Consider the following 17,034-nt stretch of genomic DNA (forward strand, 5'->3'; position numbering starts at 1 on the left):
ACTGCAAAAATCTCGGTGATTAATACATTTGGAGTGAATTCATGACAGCCGAACGCTTTTCGGCCTCTATTGTTAGCCGACTGTCATTACCCAGCATCCGGCAAATGCCTCAAGGGTATTATCGTTCTAAATTGTTTATTGCCCCTTTCACAACCAATCCGCTGGTAGCTGCAGCAGGCCCGCTGTTATCTCTGCTGGAACGGCTTTATATAAGCCCTTCATTGCCATCGCTCAACAGTATTCGAGAGAACATAGAACACGAACTCAGGGCCTTTCATAGTCGGTTAAACAGCAAAGCCTATCCAGAAGAACTGGATGCAATTGCCCATTATTTGCTTTGTGCAACAATTGACGAATTGTTAGGAAAAAATTACCTCCGCCTTTACGGAAAAGCAGCCGAATTTAAAGCCTTTACCCCCTCCTCTCATGATGAAGCGGGTCCACAGCGTCGCTTTTTTGATATTGTTAATTACCTTAAAGAAAAACCCAACCAATACCTGGATTTAATCGAACTGGCATATTATTGTTTGATTACAGGATTTGAAGGCGAGCAACACGGGCGTGCTGATGGAAGACAAATTCTCGATAACCTGATTGAAGAATTATATCAATTAATCAAACAGCATCGCGTGAACAAACCTCATCAGTTATTTAAGGATCAAAAAAAAATTGACACATTACCACAAAATTATAAACCACTGATTGCAGGCTCCATACTTGCCTTGACAATTCTTGTTGGTGGCTACTTTATTAGCCATATCTTATTGGCAAATCAGGCCAAAGTTGTCCAGTTTGGACATGCAGTAACAACTAAGCTGGATGATTAATGGATAACTCATTAACTGCAATTTGTGATGCATTAAAAAAAGTTCTGGATTTCCTGAAACCGCAGCATAATGCTCTTTCTTTTTTGCTGGTTACAGGAAAAATTCATCAGGGTAAAACCTCATTACTTCGTCAGAGCCATCTAACCCATTATCCCATTGAAATAGAAAGCCATGCCAATCTTTTTTACAATCAGCATGGGGTTATTTTAGAGTTAGGTGAATCCTGGTTAAATCAAAGTGATAACCTGATCGCCTATACCTTGAAACAACTCAACCACTGCCACCGTAACGTAAGGATTTCAGGCCTTATGTTGTGTGTGGACAGCAGTGAATTATTACTTGCCGAGCCTGTCCCGTTATTGGATTTATGTAAATCCCATGCACAATTGCTGGAACGTTTTGGTCAGGGCCTGAACTATCCTGTAGATACAGCGATTATTCTTACCAAGCTGGATGCCTTGGCGGGGTTTTGTGATTTCTTTCAGACTGACCATGCGAATGAACTGATAAAACCACTTGGATTTTCACTGGAATCCAACAAGCAAAGAAACAAAATGCTTGATCATTATCGGCAGCAATTTGACCAGATGATCGAGGTCCTTGGGCAGCAAATCATTAATAAATTGCACCCTGCCCGTTCGAGCGTGAAACGTACGCTTATCCGAGAATTCCCCTTGCAACTTGCAAGCTTACGGGTGCCCGTGCAATCACTCATACAAAACTTACCCGCCCAACTGTTTCGTCTGCAATCCATTTATTTTACCAGTGCAGAACAAGGCGGGGTAAGCGTAGACAAACTCAATAAAAAAATTCAGCATGAATACGCATTAACCATACAAGATCGATTTCCGCAATCTAATAATTACCGGGCTTACTTTATTGAAGGAGCAATCAGGGCATTTCAGGATCAAACTAAACGCTATATTGCCAAAGCAAGCACAACACAGCAATGGCTCATTGGGTTGGCAGCCAGTATTGCCTGTCTTTCCCTTGTTGGGCTTATCCAGCAACATTACAAAACATCCAGGTTATTGGATGAGGCGAGTAAAGAATTAATTCGCTATGAAACCTTAATCGGCCAAAGCAACAAAACCCCAGCCCTTTACCATTTATCACTCGCCGCAACCAAATTACAACAAATCCCTGGCAATATTTTATCTGTGCCCGCCGTTGAGCAGTTAAAAACCCAACTCTATAGTCATGCCAAATCCCACTTACATAGCGACTTTCTGCCCGAATTAGTCAGTGGCATCGAACAAATTATTGCTGATCCTGCGCAAACTCAAATAGCCCGCTACCAGGCATTAAAAATTTATCTCATGCTTGGGGAACCTGAACACTACTCAGAAAAAGAGGTCATTCATTGGTTTAATGAGCACTGGAAAGCCAATGATCAGACTAACCTGCAAAAACGCTTGCTATTGCTTGAAAATGCGTTAAGAAAACCGTTTCAGCCAGTGGCCATTAACAGGCAACTAGTAAGTGATACCCGTAATTATTTAAATGCTTTACCCGTTACTTATTTATATTATTCGCTGGCAAAAAATAATTTTTCTTCCTCCCAGCAAGAAATTAGCGTGAGTGGTTTTGAGCTAGCCAGCAAGAAACTGCCATTTTATTATACCAAAGCAGGATTTAAAGAAACGATTGCCAGATTACCTGAAATTTCCTCTATGCTGCAACGTGAAAACTGGGTTTTGGCACGTCAGGATCTTGTTAATCTGCCAAGCCAACTGGAGCAAGCTTACTGTTTTGAGTATGTAACGTGGTGGAAAAATTTTATAAAAAGAACAATCCCCCTGCATTATCAGGATTATCAGCAAGGAAAACAACTTATTCAGAATTTACAACAGGATAATTCAGTTACCAGGCTTGTAGAGCTTATGCAACAACATACAAGCCCGGAAGCCAATCAGAGTACCACCCTGTTTAATCAAAAAATAGCCAATGAATTTACCAGCCTGAATTTGATGAGCAACTCTGCTATCAACGAATTGAGCCTCACTATTCATGAGCTGGAGAAATTCCTCACCACCCTTTCCCTGGTTAATGATCAAGGACGTACCGCTTTTGAGTTAACCAAAGCCCGTTTTCAAGGAGGGGCTTTATCTGATCCACTGAGTGCATTGTACAACCGGGCAAGGCAGTTGCCAGAACCTGTTGATGCATGGGCTAAACAAATTGCTGATGATACCTGGTTTATTTTCATAACCGCCAGCAAACATTATCTCAATCATCAATGGCAGCAGACTGTTTATACCGAGTACAGGGACAGTCTTGCCAACCGCTACCCTCTCAACAGTACGGATAATGAAGTGAATATTACTGACTTTGATCACTTCTTTTCTCCTCGCGGTACGCTTAACAACTTCGTTGCCAATTATCTTAAACCATTTCTCGATACCTCTTCGCCTCAATGGCAGCCCAAGGAAGTCAACGGTTATATCATGCCCATTTCCAACGACATAATTAACGAATTAATTCGGGCAAACGTTATCACCAATATGTTTTTCTCTCCTGATAGTCAACATAGCAGAATTGAGTTTAGCTTACAGAAAATCAACCTTGACCCGGTTGTCTCCAGTTTGAAATTAACGATTGGCAGCAACACGCTGACAGACAATCAGAACAGTGAATCCTTTGGCCATTTCAATTGGCCTCAAACGCATGCTAAATTAAGTTTGGATTCCATAGAGGGCAGCCACTACGAGCTGGAAGAGGCAGGGCCTTGGGCTTTCTTTAAAATGCTGCAGAAAGTGAACGTGCTTGTCGATGGTGAAGACAGCGCCAGTCTGCAAATTTTATTTGAAATAAATGGCAACTCCGGCAGATATTTACTAAGAACTCAAAATCAGATTAATCCGTTTAGCCCTGGCATTCTGACAGGCTTTTTCCTTAAGGAAAAAGTTACCTGATCCTTGCCTTATTTAACCAGCTAAAATAAAGCAATGAAAAACAAAATCAAGATAATAAAGAAGAAACTGATACACAAAGGTTATTTACAGCTCTGTAACTATGAATTAACCATTCCAAGCCTTAACCCTGAAAAAGAATATATTCATCTTAAGACACGTGAGGTAGTACACAGTGCGGATTCAATTCTTGTGCTCATCTACGTTCCTGCAATTGATAGTTTTGTTTTATGTAAACAATTTCGGCCTGGGGTTTTTTTTAATAAAACAAAAGACGATCCTTTTATTCTGGAATGTATCGCCGGCACAATCGATAACAATAACCAGCCAGAAGAAATAGTCCGTAAAGAAGCCCGTGAAGAAGCTGGTTTGGAACTCAATACCCTGCAAACCATTGCCATTGCCTACAAAAGCCCTGGCCTGATGACAGAAAAAGTGCATATTTACTATGCTGAAATCAAAGACATTCCTCAAAGTGGTTTGTATGGAATAGGAGATGAAGAAATCATGACCTATGTTATCCAGCGAGATAAGGTTTATCAGTTGATGGATGAGTTGAACATTCTTGATTCTGCCACATTAATTGCCTTAAACTGGTTTCGCGCAAACAAGAAAATTTAATTTTCAAACCGATAAGAATGAAAATGATTCGCTATCGTTAAATTCAGCAGAAACTTCCCCTGCATAAATTTCACCGTCCTGAAGTCTCAACTTTCTTATTGGTCTGCCGGGACTAAAATCAAGGTTAGCAAAATCCACCCAAAAAGTGTTTGGCCTGGTCGCAGAGTCAAAATAATAAGTCAAATTAATTTGATCCGAAACTGTTCGCCATATAGTCGATGAAATATTAGGCTGTTCTGGTGTAGTAATGCCAAGTGGCACACTCACGGCCCGCATAAGACTTAATACCTCAGCTACAGCCTGATAGGTAAAGGACTGTTTTGGTATACCTCGTATATATTGAGGAATAAGTTTCTTGGGTATCTTGTCCAATAGAAAAGAGGTTCTGACAAAACGGTCAGCTGAGCGATTTGTTCCAGGTAAAAATATTAACCCTCCAATCTCTTTCCAATATTCATTTAATATAATTTGCCGATCATAAGGAGGCGAGTTAGTCATCACCTTATACTCTTTCCCATGATGAATACAGAGCTTGCCGTCAATATACTCAAATATTGCAGAATCACCAGATGAATCAGATAAAGACAGATGTAATGGCGATAAATCACCATTAGGCAATAGAACGGGTAATAAGTTAAACGGTTCACTTCTCAGAATATCGACAGCGTCTTTAACTGTTTCAAAATTATCCAGGGTATACTGCAGCCACATTGAAATAGCCAAATCAGGGCGCGACTTCAACGGTTCAGGATAGCAGGAATCAACCAGGTAGAGCAGGTTGGCAACTAACCCTTTTTCATTCATTCCATCTGTACTGCCTGCATCATATCCGGCAGTAACAACACTTCCATATTTAGATCGCCATTGAACAGAATTATTACCCGCTGAGCCATTACGCTGAATCCCTGCTGGAAAAAGATAAAGATTCGATGCCATATCTTCTTTCCAATCCATATTTCTACCGGTAATAACCAAATTATCGTCACTGATATATAATGCCCTGGTACACATAGAATTCCATCCTTAATTCCTAATAGTATAACTCTAACCAATTGACATGACGATTTGAAGAGTAGCAGCGTCAGACTTTAATAATATCGTTCAGAGCACGTTTGCAGCATTAACAACATATAAGAGGCCAATATTCCTGTTCAGTTCCCTGAAATATGAGGAAAGGTCTCCCAAAATTTGAGAGACCAACCCGGGCCAGTTAAGTCTTAATCTGTTTCAACAGAGCAGTTAACTCTTGTTGATTGATAGAGCCAACAGCATTCAGATGAGTTAGATGTTCTCCTTTCTTATTAAAGAATAACATTGTTGGCATACCATAAATAGAGAAAGCTTTTTTAATGTTGCGTACTTCTTCACTGCTACTGTCACTCAGATTAACTTTTAGATTAATTAACCCTGTCATTGCTTTCACTACCTCAGGTTGATTAAAAACCTTGGTTTCCATAGCCTGACAATCACTACACCAGGTTGCATAGAATTCGACATACACTGCCTGATGTTCTTTTTTTGCCGTAGCAAGTTTTTTCTTTATAGCATGCAAACTATCCACTTCAATAAAGGGAGCATGGGCAGCGTTTTTCTCATTCATGGCGGGGTAAATAACTTTAGTAACAGTCAGATAAGCCATGCTACTCCCTGCAATAAGGCCTGCAAAAGCAACCCCTTGTACCAGGCGAGCAAACCAATGGCTTTGAGATTGCAATCTGAAACGCCCCAAAATAAAACCACTGATGATTAATAAGCCAGCCCATAGCAGCTTGCTTACATTTTCAGGTAATACACGGCCAAGTATCCAGATCGCCATGGCAAACATAATAACACCAAACAATTGCTTTATTTTTTCCATCCATGGTCCTGATTTGGGTAAGAAAGAACCATATCCCGCTCCTACCGCTAATAAAGGAACTCCCATTCCTAAAGCCATGATAAAAAGTATTAACCCGCCCATGAAAACCTGACCATTTTGACCAATATAAGTTAATACACCAATTAAAGGCGCAGTAACGCAAGGCGATACCACCAGCGTAGAAATAACACCCATCAAGGCCACTGAAATAAAGGTATGTTTATTTGTCTTTTGGCTGAAATTACTTAACCTTGCATTCATTTTCGCAGGCACCCGCAGTTCAAACAAACCAAACATGGATAAAGCCATTAAGACAAACAATAAACTAAATGCGATAATAACAGCAGGCCGTTGCATTAACGTTTGCAACGTGCTGCCCATTAAACCCGCTACCATTCCAGCCATAGCATAAGTGATTGCCATGCCAAAAACATAACTCAATGACAATTTAACTGACTTGGCTGTTGACAAATTATGTTGCCCAACGATTATTCCAGACAAAATAGGTATCATTGGTAATACACAGGGTGTAAAAGCCAATAAAATACCTAATCCAAAAAATACAGCCAGGTAGACCACAGGATTATTGCCCTGGATAAAATGCATGATAGCTTCTGGATTTGTGCCCTCAAAACCAGAAGAAAATGCAAAGACCGCTTTGGAGGCAAGCATCAATGTTAATACAGCTAATAAAGCTTTCTGCTTTTTCATTTTTTTCCTCATTAATCAACAAATAAATGTTAAGAATTACTCCTGTCTTCCAGGCTGGAACCTGCGCTCATGATTGATAAGAGCAGCTACTTCCATAGGGTAGACATGAGTTGTTTATTGATTGAGTCCTAAAGTTTCTTGGCATTAAGGAAATGACTGATTTTAAATCCAGGCATCAGATAGAAATACCAGCAACTTCCACAGCAATAGAGTCTTATAGAACCTAGGGTCTCGTGACGAGACACTAGAGGCAGATAGGCGGCTTAAATAGCCGTGAACAGGGTGATTCGGGACTTAGCCGAGCGTATATAAAGAAAAGAAATCCTGTGAGAATCAACAGATAAAAATTATTTTCAAGCTTATTTTCGCTCAGGGTATAACACATTGAGGATTGACAATAAGACACAGCCGGTGCCCTACTCTGGCATTTACTATTAGTGGCATATTGATGACCAGAATATGGTTGCATAGGGTGATAGGAAAGCAATGGTTTTAACGAAAGTAAAACCAGACTCACAATCATTAGGCAATTAAAAAGTCGGCGCGTTAGTTTCATTTTTCCATCATATCAACAGTTAGCCTTTTTGTAAATTATTTAACCGACAATGACTACAACTCTCATATAGGGCCTGATGTGCTGCTTGTGTACTCTATCTTCTTCCAAAATTTTACATTACATAAATCAGGGTTTGTTGGCAATTGGAACCAGAGCCTACGTACCGCGCTGTATGCGCGGAATCTAGTCTCAAACCTTGTCAAGAGGATGGTTAGTTTCGTGTGGCATTTTCAACCTCCGAAGCATTTACCTGATCATACTCTTTATGCGTTCCAACAAACTTAATAAGCATTGCAAGCCTTGGATAATCCATTCCACAAATAAAATGGCTAAAGTCGAGTATACAAGAGTTGCAGCTACCGAGAATAAATCAATGAAGCTTTGCAGGTAGTATCTTCACATTCGGATCTTTTGCATAGGCATTAAGGATGTCAGTAATCAATTCTTCCGTCACGCTCGCTTTCGCGTCCTCTTCAATAAGCCCTGATTCTTCTTTCATCGAAGCCAGACGTGCTTCTATTTCTTTAGCCACTGAACCATTAGGAAATAAAGCAGCTAACAACCTTCTTGCCTCTGCCGGCCCCAAGTGCCGATAAAGCTGATTACGCACAGTAGCATCCTCGGCGGTCGTACTAAAAGCCCACAACTCCACAGGCCCCAACGTAAGGGTCAGCAATTGCACATTCACACCACTTTTTGTTGCATACTGCACGAGAAAAGTCGCTCCTCCCTGCCGCGGCCCATGTACTCTCGTACGAAGAGCAACCTTGGCTGTATTGGATAAACCAAAAATTTGGCTGGTTTTCTCCACCGCCTGAGAGGGGCCAGCATCCATTACATAGATGGCTGTGCTAAAGTCAATCATCACTGAGTCAAAATCATCTACGGATTGGGAGAGTAAGGCAATTTGCACCTTCCACTTACGGCCTTCACGCATATCAATTATAACCTGATCGCGTACAGCAGATGATTTTGCGGTACGATGAAATTCATCATAAACTATTCGTTTAGGGTCTTCCCGAATCTCCATCACTCGTTCTTTATGATATTCTTTATATTGTTCAGGAATATTCGTTAAACTTTCTTCGGTTAAATAATAATGCCTTGCCAGTACATAGCGGGCCAACATATACATTACAGAGGTTTGCCTGTCAGCGGCATCGCCGCCGCTTTTTGCAACTTCATCCAAGTCAAGGGATACAACACGAGCATCCCCAATATCAAAACTAGTTACTCGCGATAAAATCGGGTATTCCCGCACAGCACCGGAAATCATCCTTGAAAATGCAGCAATCAATGACTCGCCTGTCGGTGCAACAACCTTTTCATACAAATCCTCAATGGAAGGGGTACGACAAATAGATGCCGCATCGGCAAGCAAAGGCATCGCATAGCGCTGAGCCAGCATGGCCTCATGAGCAAAACCTGCTGAATACAAAGAGTCTGTCACTTCCCACCAGGTTGATTTTGAATCGCGGACAAAGCCGATTTCCTCCAGAATACTGTCTATAAACTCTTCAACTCCTGGTGTGTATGGTGTAGGGTTAAACTCATCGGCTAAACTTTTATAAAGTTCATCCACCACCATCCCCGCCAGATCAGCCATGCCATCATAAGGTTTGGCAGCCCCAAGCGGCGTAGTTAGCAGGGTCAAAAAGTTAACTATAAATGAGCGCTCAATCGCTGTCGGATAACGACAACCAAGTTGAGTATCAAATGGATTAATTGAATAATCCGGTGTCATCCTCAATCGATGATAAGCAACTAAATGACGCTTGGAAGCAGGAAGTGCTTCTTTAAGCAGCGAAATTAACCCACTACTTGAAGGCCCAATATCAATAATCGCTATCCGCGGCAAACGAGTCAGGCCTCCAGATAAACAAAGAGCCAAATTCAAGGCATTGGATAAAACAGATTTACCTGAACCGGGCCTGGCATAAACCAAATCAATCCAGGTAGTCTGTTGCGTAGAGCCGGGTTGGAATGGCCATGGTTTACCATCAGGTGTACGAAAGAGTAAAGCTCCTGTCTGCCAGGGAGAAGCTGGTCTGGTGATAGGCAACATGGAAATAACATCAGATAAAGGAGCAACAGAGGGTACTGCTGCACTATTTAAGGTAGTGGCCAGCATACTTGATGTAAATCCAGCAAAAGGATCACCACAAATCTCGGAAACATCGGTTGAACCCCACCCCTCAATCGCTTTGACTAATTCCGAACTGCGCCTTCTTAAAAGAGGCAGCTGGTTTTCTGGTGCCCAGGTCGTTGCCACAACGCGTAAACGGATTATTGCATCATCTGTATTCAACTGCAGATATTTTAATAAATTTACTGAATCACTTATCAGGCGATTTTGAGCAGAAGAAAAACTTAAAATAGCAGCCAGCAATCCCTTAAGCTTGATAGTATTCAGCCCTTCGCTTTCCAGCAAAAACGAAATCCGCCAAGGCACATGCGATGGCAGAATACGGCCAAATAAACTCATGAAAGCTCTGATTTCTTTAGGAAATAAATCAATAAACACCGAAGAGTATATTTTGTCCCCCACCTTGACTGTACGTAAATCCAATGTTTCAGCATCACGAGGGATAACCTGTTTGGCCAGGGAGGGCCACAATAAATCAGAAGGATCGCCATCAAAACCATTAACTTCCCGGGGATATATCTTGTCTCCAGGAAGAGTAGCCCGCCAATCATCTGCAGTAAAATCAGGATCTCCCGTCATTCGGATTGCCCGAACAGCATCATGTACTTCCATTAACGTGGCATAGATATTAAGCGCATCAAGATCATTAAGAATAGCTCTTACATAAGCTTCATGGGTATCTCTTAATTCAGGGATAGCAGCGTAAATGGTTTGGGAATTCTTAAAAGGCGGCGCTTTAATATCCTTAAGCATTTTCATTTTGGCTCTGGATGCCGCTTTCAACTGATCAGACGATAGATTATAAGGACGGGTATAAAGTACAAAATACACACGTTCTTCAGCACAGTATTGCGCCAAAAAATTAACCCTTTCAGTAAATAAATCATCAAGGGATAATTCCAATCGTGTTGCAGTAGCTTCTGCAGGCGTATAAATATCCCGTATAACTTTTAATATATTTTGTTTATCATGGCTAAAATAAACTTGCAAGGCATGACCAGGCCTGCCCATCGCTGCCTGAAAAGCGTTACTTAAGCCTTCTACCAAACGATCGAATTCTTCAGCGCCGGCCAGTGCAGTAACCCCTTCAATTTTTAAAATTGATAATAAAGAACCATCATGATTAACAAGGACAGTGGGGCTGTCAGCAGTCTCCAAGTCACAATAGGCTTCTGTTGTTTGCTTCAACGAAGTACTTAACCAGGCAAAAAAGGTATCAACACCTTCAAAAAATGACTCTGCCCATTTTCCCATTTAATATTCCTACCATTCAACAATAAGGTTAAATCAAGAACAGCTAACTATCCCTTAATCTATTTTCTCTACCATCCTGACTCATCGCCAACGCAAGGCGGGAATTCCAGATAATAAAGCCAAACTAATTCTTAATTTAATACCATCCTTCCTCACACATCAAGCAAGTGATTCCTTACTTTCAGTAATTTCTTCCAAAGCACTTGCAGCCCATCGCTCAATCTGCTTACGAAATTTTGCCCTGGAAGGAAGCAAACGAATATTATTAAATAATTTATCTGCTACCTCTGTCGTAGCACCTGAATCAATAATCAACTGCCCAAATATGGCAGGATCACTGGTACCCTCCCCATACTTCTCTTCAACAACTTGAGAACGAAATTTAAAACTTCTATAAATATTCTGCGCACTGCTTTTATAACCGGTATCATTGGTAATCGCACAAAACAAAACATGGCATAAACTGTTAACCTCAGGCTGACTAAGCTCTGGCAGATAGATTAAAGTCCCTCCCCCATACCCACCAACTCCTACAGATTCAACAAAAAAGCACTGGGCGCAAAAGCAGCAGGCGGTTACCAAATTAGATAGCCGATTGTTGGTAAAATTACAATCAAGATTAACTACTTCCTGGAATAACCTGGCTTGAAAACCACAGAACTGACAGGTATAGCGATCACGCTGAAATACCTTTAGCTCATATGATTTAAAACGCTCATCCGCTTTTCTGGCAGAATACAATCGCCAGGAACCTGGACTAGCTACAAGCTTTAACTGACGACGTTCTTGATTACCAGCCATCTAGATGCTCGCAAATTGATAAATTAAAATAGCTTCTTTTTAATCCAGAGAAACAATGGCACATTCTGTATGAAATAACCTTCCAAGTTTAATGTCACTTAAGTAGTATCTTTCATGGCTCATAATGTTTATATTTCTGCTCTGAATCGATCACTTGTCAAATAAATGCAACTGGACGTTTGCAATTAAAAAATCAGGAAGCCTTTGAAGGGCTTCCTGATTTTTAAGCAGGCCTTAATTAACCACCACCAGGGGTACCGATAATCGTACCAGTAGGACCAGCCACAGTACCAGCTTCACCAAACATTGTCTGGCCTGTAACTCCCAAAATGGAAGGCAAGAACAGTAAAGCTGCAGCAATAAATACCAAGGCAACAGGGGTACCTATCGGGATTTGGGTTGGATTATCCTTGTGCTGTTTAAATTTCATAATGGCACCAATTGAAAAACCCAATCCAGCCAGATAAGAACCTGCGGTAATTAATTTAGCCAGGCTGGTAAATGAATTGGTAATACTTGTAGCCATATTACCAAGTGTCTTACCTGCAGCAGCTACCTCCCCTGCAAACACCACCAGACCAAGGCATGCAGTAAATAGTAAAAGGCTCTTTAAACTGTATTTTAACGACTTGTTCACTGTGATTTCTCCTCTTTGAAGCTATTAATTTGTACCATAAATTGTATTATTGATGATTTGTAACGTCTGTACAATGTTCATCGCTAAAATCCCACCAAAAACATGCACCAACCCCTTTCCAGTTCCTCCTGGTGGCTGTCCCTGTGAAGCAGCCCGCGCGATCAGAACCCATCCCCTGACAAAAGCGATTACCCCAATCGTTTGAATTATTATTGATAGCGGCCGTCCTACTGTACTTCCACTACCAAAAAGTGTATTGATAGCCTGATTATTACTATTTACAGGAGCATACTGGATAATACTGCTCTCGCCAAACGTAGTCATCAACATAATGGATAACCCCGTAGGAAAGTAAATAAATATAGCGGCAACTATCATATAGACTAATGGCTCTTTGATACTGGTATTAGACGACATCATCGTCCTGGCTTCGCCATATACTTTTAAACTATATATTGCCTTAAACGCAAACGCCACTCCTATCAGGTAAGCAGCCCCTGTAACCAGACGTTCAACTGGTATCAGATTATTGGCAATATTTGTTAATATATCAGCCTGGTTCGCCAGCCAGGCAATAGGACCGCCGCCACCATTTCCAGCCATGTTCGCCTCAACTATCTTGCTGACTAAATCTAATCATCCGACCTGAACTGGTTAATACTCTTCCCTGCCTGGAGTCAATCAGCTTAATCACACCATAACCGACTACCTTGGTTCCCTCTCTTACGGTAATTGTAGACCCATTTTGTGCAATTAACCAAGCTCTTCCAGGAATGATAGCCTGAATATAATAGGTGGGTGGAGGGGGTCTTCTTATTACCACTCGTTTAACTGGTTTGGGCTTGGTTCTTACTGTTAGTATAGCAATTTCATTCGATTGTTGCTCCACTTTTGATGCCAGAACGGTTAATGTCTGGTTAAGCTCTGCTATCTTGGAAGCCAGCTCACTGAAATTTGCGCTGATGCTGTTTAATTGATTGTTCACTGAATCCATTTCTGAGCGTAGATTTTGTTGGCTGAGCTCAAGCGCTGATAATCTTTGGTTGATTTGCGGACTGTCAACGGTAGGTGAGGGTGCAACCGGAGGAGGAGCCTGTACTATTGGTGCGGGTGTAATCGGTTGAATTTGTGGTGCCGGCGGTTGCGGAGTCGCCGTTGTCAGTGGCGGAACACTACTATCAGGTGGAGTTTTACCCGTAAAAACGGGTCCCAGAAATTTATAGGCAAGCATAACAATCACTATAATAATGACTGCTATCAATGCATTTCGTCTAACATTTACTTTACGTGTCTCTCCAGCAGCTGTACCGCCAGCTACCTGAGTGTCTTCATCTGTTGAATCCGGACTAATGACATCCAAATCAGAAAACTGATACTCATCATTATATTCATTTTTGTCATCTGCCATTTCTTACCTGCTTATCTAAAGTTAAAGTGAGGTGACATCCTGAGTAAACAATATACCCACCCCTGTACCTGAATACACTTCGACCGTAGTAGGGCGACTAAATTGTTGTTGCGCAACCTGTCCCCAGCTTTTTCCAACAGTCGCAAGACCAATAACAGCATTCTCCAGAGCTGAACGTCCAATACCATTTTGTACCGTAATATTATCACCCCCTCCCGTGCCGCCAATGGTCACAGAAGTATTGGCTGACTGGAAAGCATTTCCAAAGCCTTCAAGGAAAGAGGAGGCAAACAAAGAACCATAACGTAATAAATAATGGTGATCAGTCCTGCTCGATAAAGCCGTTCTTGCCGTATTAGGATCAATTGCAAAAGCACTGATTGAAATTGTTTTTGCAGCGCCGGGAACAGACATTGTATTAAAACTAATAACCATTTTATCTGCATTACTTGGCAGGTTGAAACTACCAATTAATTTAGTCCCCTTCAATCGGCCTGAAACAACCGTAGCCAAAATGGGGCCTGGCTCATCGCTGTTTACTGAGGTATCTATCACAGCAAACAGAATATCCCCTGTTTTAATAACGGCTTGTTGCGCAGAACCCTCTCCTGCAAGGCCACTTCCATCTGCTGCTTGTCCATTAGCAGAACCTCCGCGAGTACCAAAACCTCTCCCTATAGCAATGCCTGTCCCGGTTCTTCTATCTTCTTCCTCTTTTTCAGACCCGGCAACAAAAGCCTGCACAGAAACTTTTTGCCAATTTTGCAGTGACTGATTTGCGACGTTTAGCATTTGTGAGGTACGTTGCTGAATTTTTTGCTGGGATCGCTGATCTGCCAGCTGCTGACTTTGTCGTCTTAAAATAGCCTGTAATTGCTGTTCATGGGCTGCAGCAGCCGCTTCTTGATCTGGTGGTACAGCGCCAGGGACTGCAGGGAGTCCAGGCACTGCAGAGGGGGTAACTGCTGGTGGAGTAACAGGCTGTAATCCTGGAATCTGGGAATCTGGAAAACCCGCTGCCTGCAGCTCTGCATCACTAAGTCCTGCATTTTTAAGCTCAGCGGCAGTAAACCCTGCATCCCTCAGCTCTTTGCCTGAGTAACCTGCCTGGCGAAGTTGTGCTGCGGTAAAACTAGCATCCTTCAAGTCCTTGGCGTTAAATCCAGCTGCTTTAAGCTGGCTAGCAGTAAAACCAGCGTTTCTTAGATCAGCTGCGCTAAAGCCAGCATCCTTTAATTCACTGGCAGTAAAACCTGCATTCTTAAGATCGGCTGCACTAAACCCTGCCGCCCGTAGTTCTCGAGCACTGAAACCTGCATTTTTGAGCTCAGCGGCAGTGAAACCTGCATCCTTAAGTTCAGCAGCAGTAAAGCCTGCAGCTCTTAATTCTGCTGCGGTATAACCTGCTGCCTTCATTGCGGCTGCGCTGCATCCAAGAGTTTGCTTAATTGTAGCAGCAGAAACACCAGCTGCTCTTGCCGCTCTTAATGAAGCCACACTACAATCAGCCGTTCTACCCGCAGCAATCGCTGCCGCAGTTCCTACCCCTGACTGCCTTAGTTGCTCAGGTGTAAAGCCTGCAGCCAGCAATTGTTCAGGAGTAAAGCCTGCATCTGATAAAGCCTTAGCATCGTAACCGGCATTCTTTAACGCTTCAGCACTACAACCATTCAAATCACGTATGCGTTTGGCTGAAACCCCCTGATTAAATAAAGACCTTAATCTAGTAGGATCACAACCTGCCGCACGAATTGCCTCATCAGAGACCCCGGGCGCAGCCCGAATCTGAGCAGGTGTAAATCCTGCCGCTAAAAGCTGCTGGGGCGTAAAACCTGCCTCTGCCAGTTCTTTTGCATCAAAGCCGGCTGCTTTTAAAGCATCAATACTACAGCCATTTAAGTCATGTATTTTTTTCGCGGAAACCCCTTGTAGCAAAAGCGCTCTCAATTTAACAGGATCACAACCTGCTGCGCGAATGGTATCATCATCGACAGGACCTGCTGCAGCAATCTGTGCCGGGGTAAAGCCAGCATTTGCCAGATCATTGTCGGTGAACCCTGCCGCCTTCAAAGCGCTAGCATTACACCCTGCATATTGCCTGATAAGTTTTGCACTGACCCCGGCAAGCCGCTCTTTCCTTAATGCTTCAATATCGCAACCTGCGCTTCTAATATCTGATGGAGTAATTCCTGGCGGTAACTCGGCTTCCGCGGCTTCTATTTCGCCTGGTGTATAACCTGCACTCCTTAATTCATCAGGAGTAAATCCTGCATTAAGTAAATCCCTGGCTCTATAACCGGCCTGCCTGAGTTCTGAGGGGGTAAAGCCGGCATTTCTCAGATCAGCCGCACTGAACCCTGCATTTTTTAAATCCTGAGCGTTATAGCCTGCTGCCTTTAATTGAGCCGCGCTGCAACCATTAATACGGCGAATAGCCGCTGCAGTGACACCTGCATCATGCAAACGCCTTAAAGCATCCGCCTGACAACCCGCATTGCGGACATCCGCTTCGGTAATGCCATCGGGTAAACCACTCGCCTTCGCAATGTCAGCATCTGAAAAACCGGCTCCTTTTAATTCACCATCAGTAAAGCCTCCATCTTTCATTTCCTGAGCAGTAAAACCAGCACTTCTCAGCTCACAGGCATCAAAACCACAAAGTCTTAATCGTCCGGCACTGAATCCCGCATCTTTTAATTGACGTGCATTAAATCCCGCAGCCCTTAACTCTCTACAGGAACAGACTGCTTCCAGTTCCCGAATCTGGTAGCCGCCCTCCCTCAATTGAGTACAATTACAAGCTGCCTTTAAATCAGTAAGGGTGGCACCCTGATTTACTACATTGGTTATTGCGGCTCTGCTGCAATTATTGTTTTGCAGTGACTGAATCCATAAGCTACGCTGTGCGCCTGCCTCATCTTCACGAGCCAGTGTCGCAAATCCAACCGCTCCTTCTCCTAGCGGAGGACCTACAGCCTCTACACCAGCACCCAGTTCCTGGGTACGAATAATCGTTGGAATAGCACTTCCACCTGTCTTGGCTGCCGTCTCAGCCTGGGCTATATTTTGTTCATGCACCAATTTTGCATATTGTACCGTAGGATCCAGGGCTCCAGGAATAGATTCAATATCAGGAACAGTAGATACAACAGCAGTTGGGGCAGGCCCAACCTCTCCCATGCTTCTTAACTTGGTTATACCAATTACAACAGCAACTATCAGCAATAGAGCAGTAAATACAATAATTACCCGGGTACGGGTATTGGTAAACAGCGCCTTGAGATTTTCTTTTTTTCCTGCCAT

11 protein-coding genes are annotated in these 17,034 nt (G+C 42.6%); 3 read left to right on the forward strand and 8 right to left on the reverse strand.

Annotated features, from left to right (window positions below):
• The first annotated feature begins 41 nt into the window (after nucleotides 1-41).
• The 3 genes from icmH to E1O65_RS01330 are packed head-to-tail and all read left to right on the forward strand — an operon-like array spanning nucleotide 42 to nucleotide 4,360.
• Nucleotides 42-827 carry a type IVB secretion system protein IcmH/DotU gene (gene icmH / locus E1O65_RS01320; protein WP_133131794.1) on the forward strand — a complete coding sequence of 262 codons (786 nt, stop codon included), beginning with the start codon at nucleotides 42-44 and terminating at the stop codon, nucleotides 825-827.
• Complete coding sequence (gene icmF, locus E1O65_RS01325; RefSeq protein WP_133131795.1) at nucleotides 827-3,742, forward strand: type IVB secretion system protein IcmF; 2,916 nt, start codon at nucleotides 827-829, stop codon at nucleotides 3,740-3,742. The genes icmH and icmF overlap by 1 nt, the downstream gene beginning before the upstream one ends.
• A 33-nt stretch (nucleotides 3,743-3,775) precedes the next feature.
• The gene (locus E1O65_RS01330) at nucleotides 3,776-4,360 is read left to right on the forward strand and encodes an NUDIX domain-containing protein (protein WP_133131796.1); all 585 of its coding nucleotides are present in this window, start codon (nucleotides 3,776-3,778) and stop codon (nucleotides 4,358-4,360) included.
• A 3-nt stretch (nucleotides 4,361-4,363) separates the two neighbouring features.
• Here E1O65_RS01330 and E1O65_RS01335 read toward each other — a convergent pair whose 3' ends face one another.
• The 8 genes from E1O65_RS01335 to dotG form a co-directional block, all read right to left on the reverse strand.
• Entirely contained in the window at nucleotides 4,364-5,371 is a 1,008-nt protein-coding gene (locus tag E1O65_RS01335) for a linear amide C-N hydrolase (RefSeq protein WP_133131797.1), read from the reverse strand.
• 199 nt (nucleotides 5,372-5,570) lie between these two features.
• Nucleotides 5,571-6,929, reverse strand: coding sequence for a protein-disulfide reductase DsbD (dsbD, locus tag E1O65_RS01340; protein ID WP_133131798.1), 1,359 nt, complete (start codon nucleotides 6,927-6,929; stop codon nucleotides 5,571-5,573).
• 926 nt (nucleotides 6,930-7,855) lie between these two features.
• Nucleotides 7,856-10,885: a type IV secretion protein IcmB gene (locus E1O65_RS01350; protein ID WP_133131799.1), complete on the reverse strand. Its 3,030-nt coding sequence runs from the start codon at nucleotides 10,883-10,885 to the stop codon at nucleotides 7,856-7,858.
• A gap of 159 nt (nucleotides 10,886-11,044) precedes the next feature.
• Entirely contained in the window at nucleotides 11,045-11,686 is a 642-nt protein-coding gene (gene icmJ, locus E1O65_RS01355) for a type IVB secretion system protein IcmJDotN (RefSeq protein ID WP_133131800.1), read from the reverse strand.
• A gap of 238 nt (nucleotides 11,687-11,924) precedes the next feature.
• Nucleotides 11,925-12,263, reverse strand: a complete 339-nt coding sequence (locus tag E1O65_RS01360; RefSeq protein ID WP_242601512.1) for a type IV secretion protein IcmD — start codon at nucleotides 12,261-12,263, stop codon at nucleotides 11,925-11,927.
• A gap of 84 nt (nucleotides 12,264-12,347) precedes the next feature.
• Nucleotides 12,348-12,926: a type IV secretion protein IcmC gene (locus tag E1O65_RS01365; protein ID WP_133131802.1), complete on the reverse strand. Its 579-nt coding sequence runs from the start codon at nucleotides 12,924-12,926 to the stop codon at nucleotides 12,348-12,350.
• A 7-nt stretch (nucleotides 12,927-12,933) separates the two neighbouring features.
• Entirely contained in the window at nucleotides 12,934-13,731 is a 798-nt protein-coding gene (gene icmG / locus E1O65_RS01370) for a type IVB secretion system protein IcmG/DotF (protein ID WP_133131803.1), read from the reverse strand.
• A 21-nt stretch (nucleotides 13,732-13,752) separates the two neighbouring features.
• Nucleotides 13,753-17,034 (reverse strand): type IVB secretion system protein DotG/IcmE, encoded by a 3,282-nt coding sequence (gene dotG / locus E1O65_RS01375; protein ID WP_133131804.1) that lies wholly within the window; start codon nucleotides 17,032-17,034, stop codon nucleotides 13,753-13,755.

Source organism: Legionella sp. W10-070, assembly GCF_900640175.1.
GTDB lineage: Bacteria > Pseudomonadota > Gammaproteobacteria > Legionellales > Legionellaceae > Tatlockia.

Excerpts from the sequence above, each read along its gene's own strand:
- icmH (WP_133131794.1), top strand. The coding sequence starts at position 42 with ATGACAGCCGAACGCTTTTCGGCCTCTATTGTTAGCCGACTGTCATTA.
- icmF (WP_133131795.1), top strand. The coding sequence starts at position 827 with ATGGATAACTCATTAACTGCAATTTGTGATGCATTAAAAAAAGTTCTG.
- E1O65_RS01330 (WP_133131796.1), top strand. The coding sequence starts at position 3,776 with ATGAAAAACAAAATCAAGATAATAAAGAAGAAACTGATACACAAAGGT.
- E1O65_RS01335 (WP_133131797.1), bottom strand. The coding sequence starts at position 5,371 with ATGTGTACCAGGGCATTATATATCAGTGACGATAATTTGGTTATTACC.
- dsbD (WP_133131798.1), bottom strand. The coding sequence starts at position 6,929 with ATGAAAAAGCAGAAAGCTTTATTAGCTGTATTAACATTGATGCTTGCC.
- E1O65_RS01350 (WP_133131799.1), bottom strand. The coding sequence starts at position 10,885 with ATGGGAAAATGGGCAGAGTCATTTTTTGAAGGTGTTGATACCTTTTTT.
- icmJ (WP_133131800.1), bottom strand. The coding sequence starts at position 11,686 with ATGGCTGGTAATCAAGAACGTCGTCAGTTAAAGCTTGTAGCTAGTCCA.
- E1O65_RS01365 (WP_133131802.1), bottom strand. The coding sequence starts at position 12,926 with ATGGCTGGAAATGGTGGCGGCGGTCCTATTGCCTGGCTGGCGAACCAG.
- icmG (WP_133131803.1), bottom strand. The coding sequence starts at position 13,731 with ATGGCAGATGACAAAAATGAATATAATGATGAGTATCAGTTTTCTGAT.
- dotG (WP_133131804.1), bottom strand. The coding sequence starts at position 17,034 with ATGGCAGGAAAAAAAGAAAATCTCAAGGCGCTGTTTACCAATACCCGT.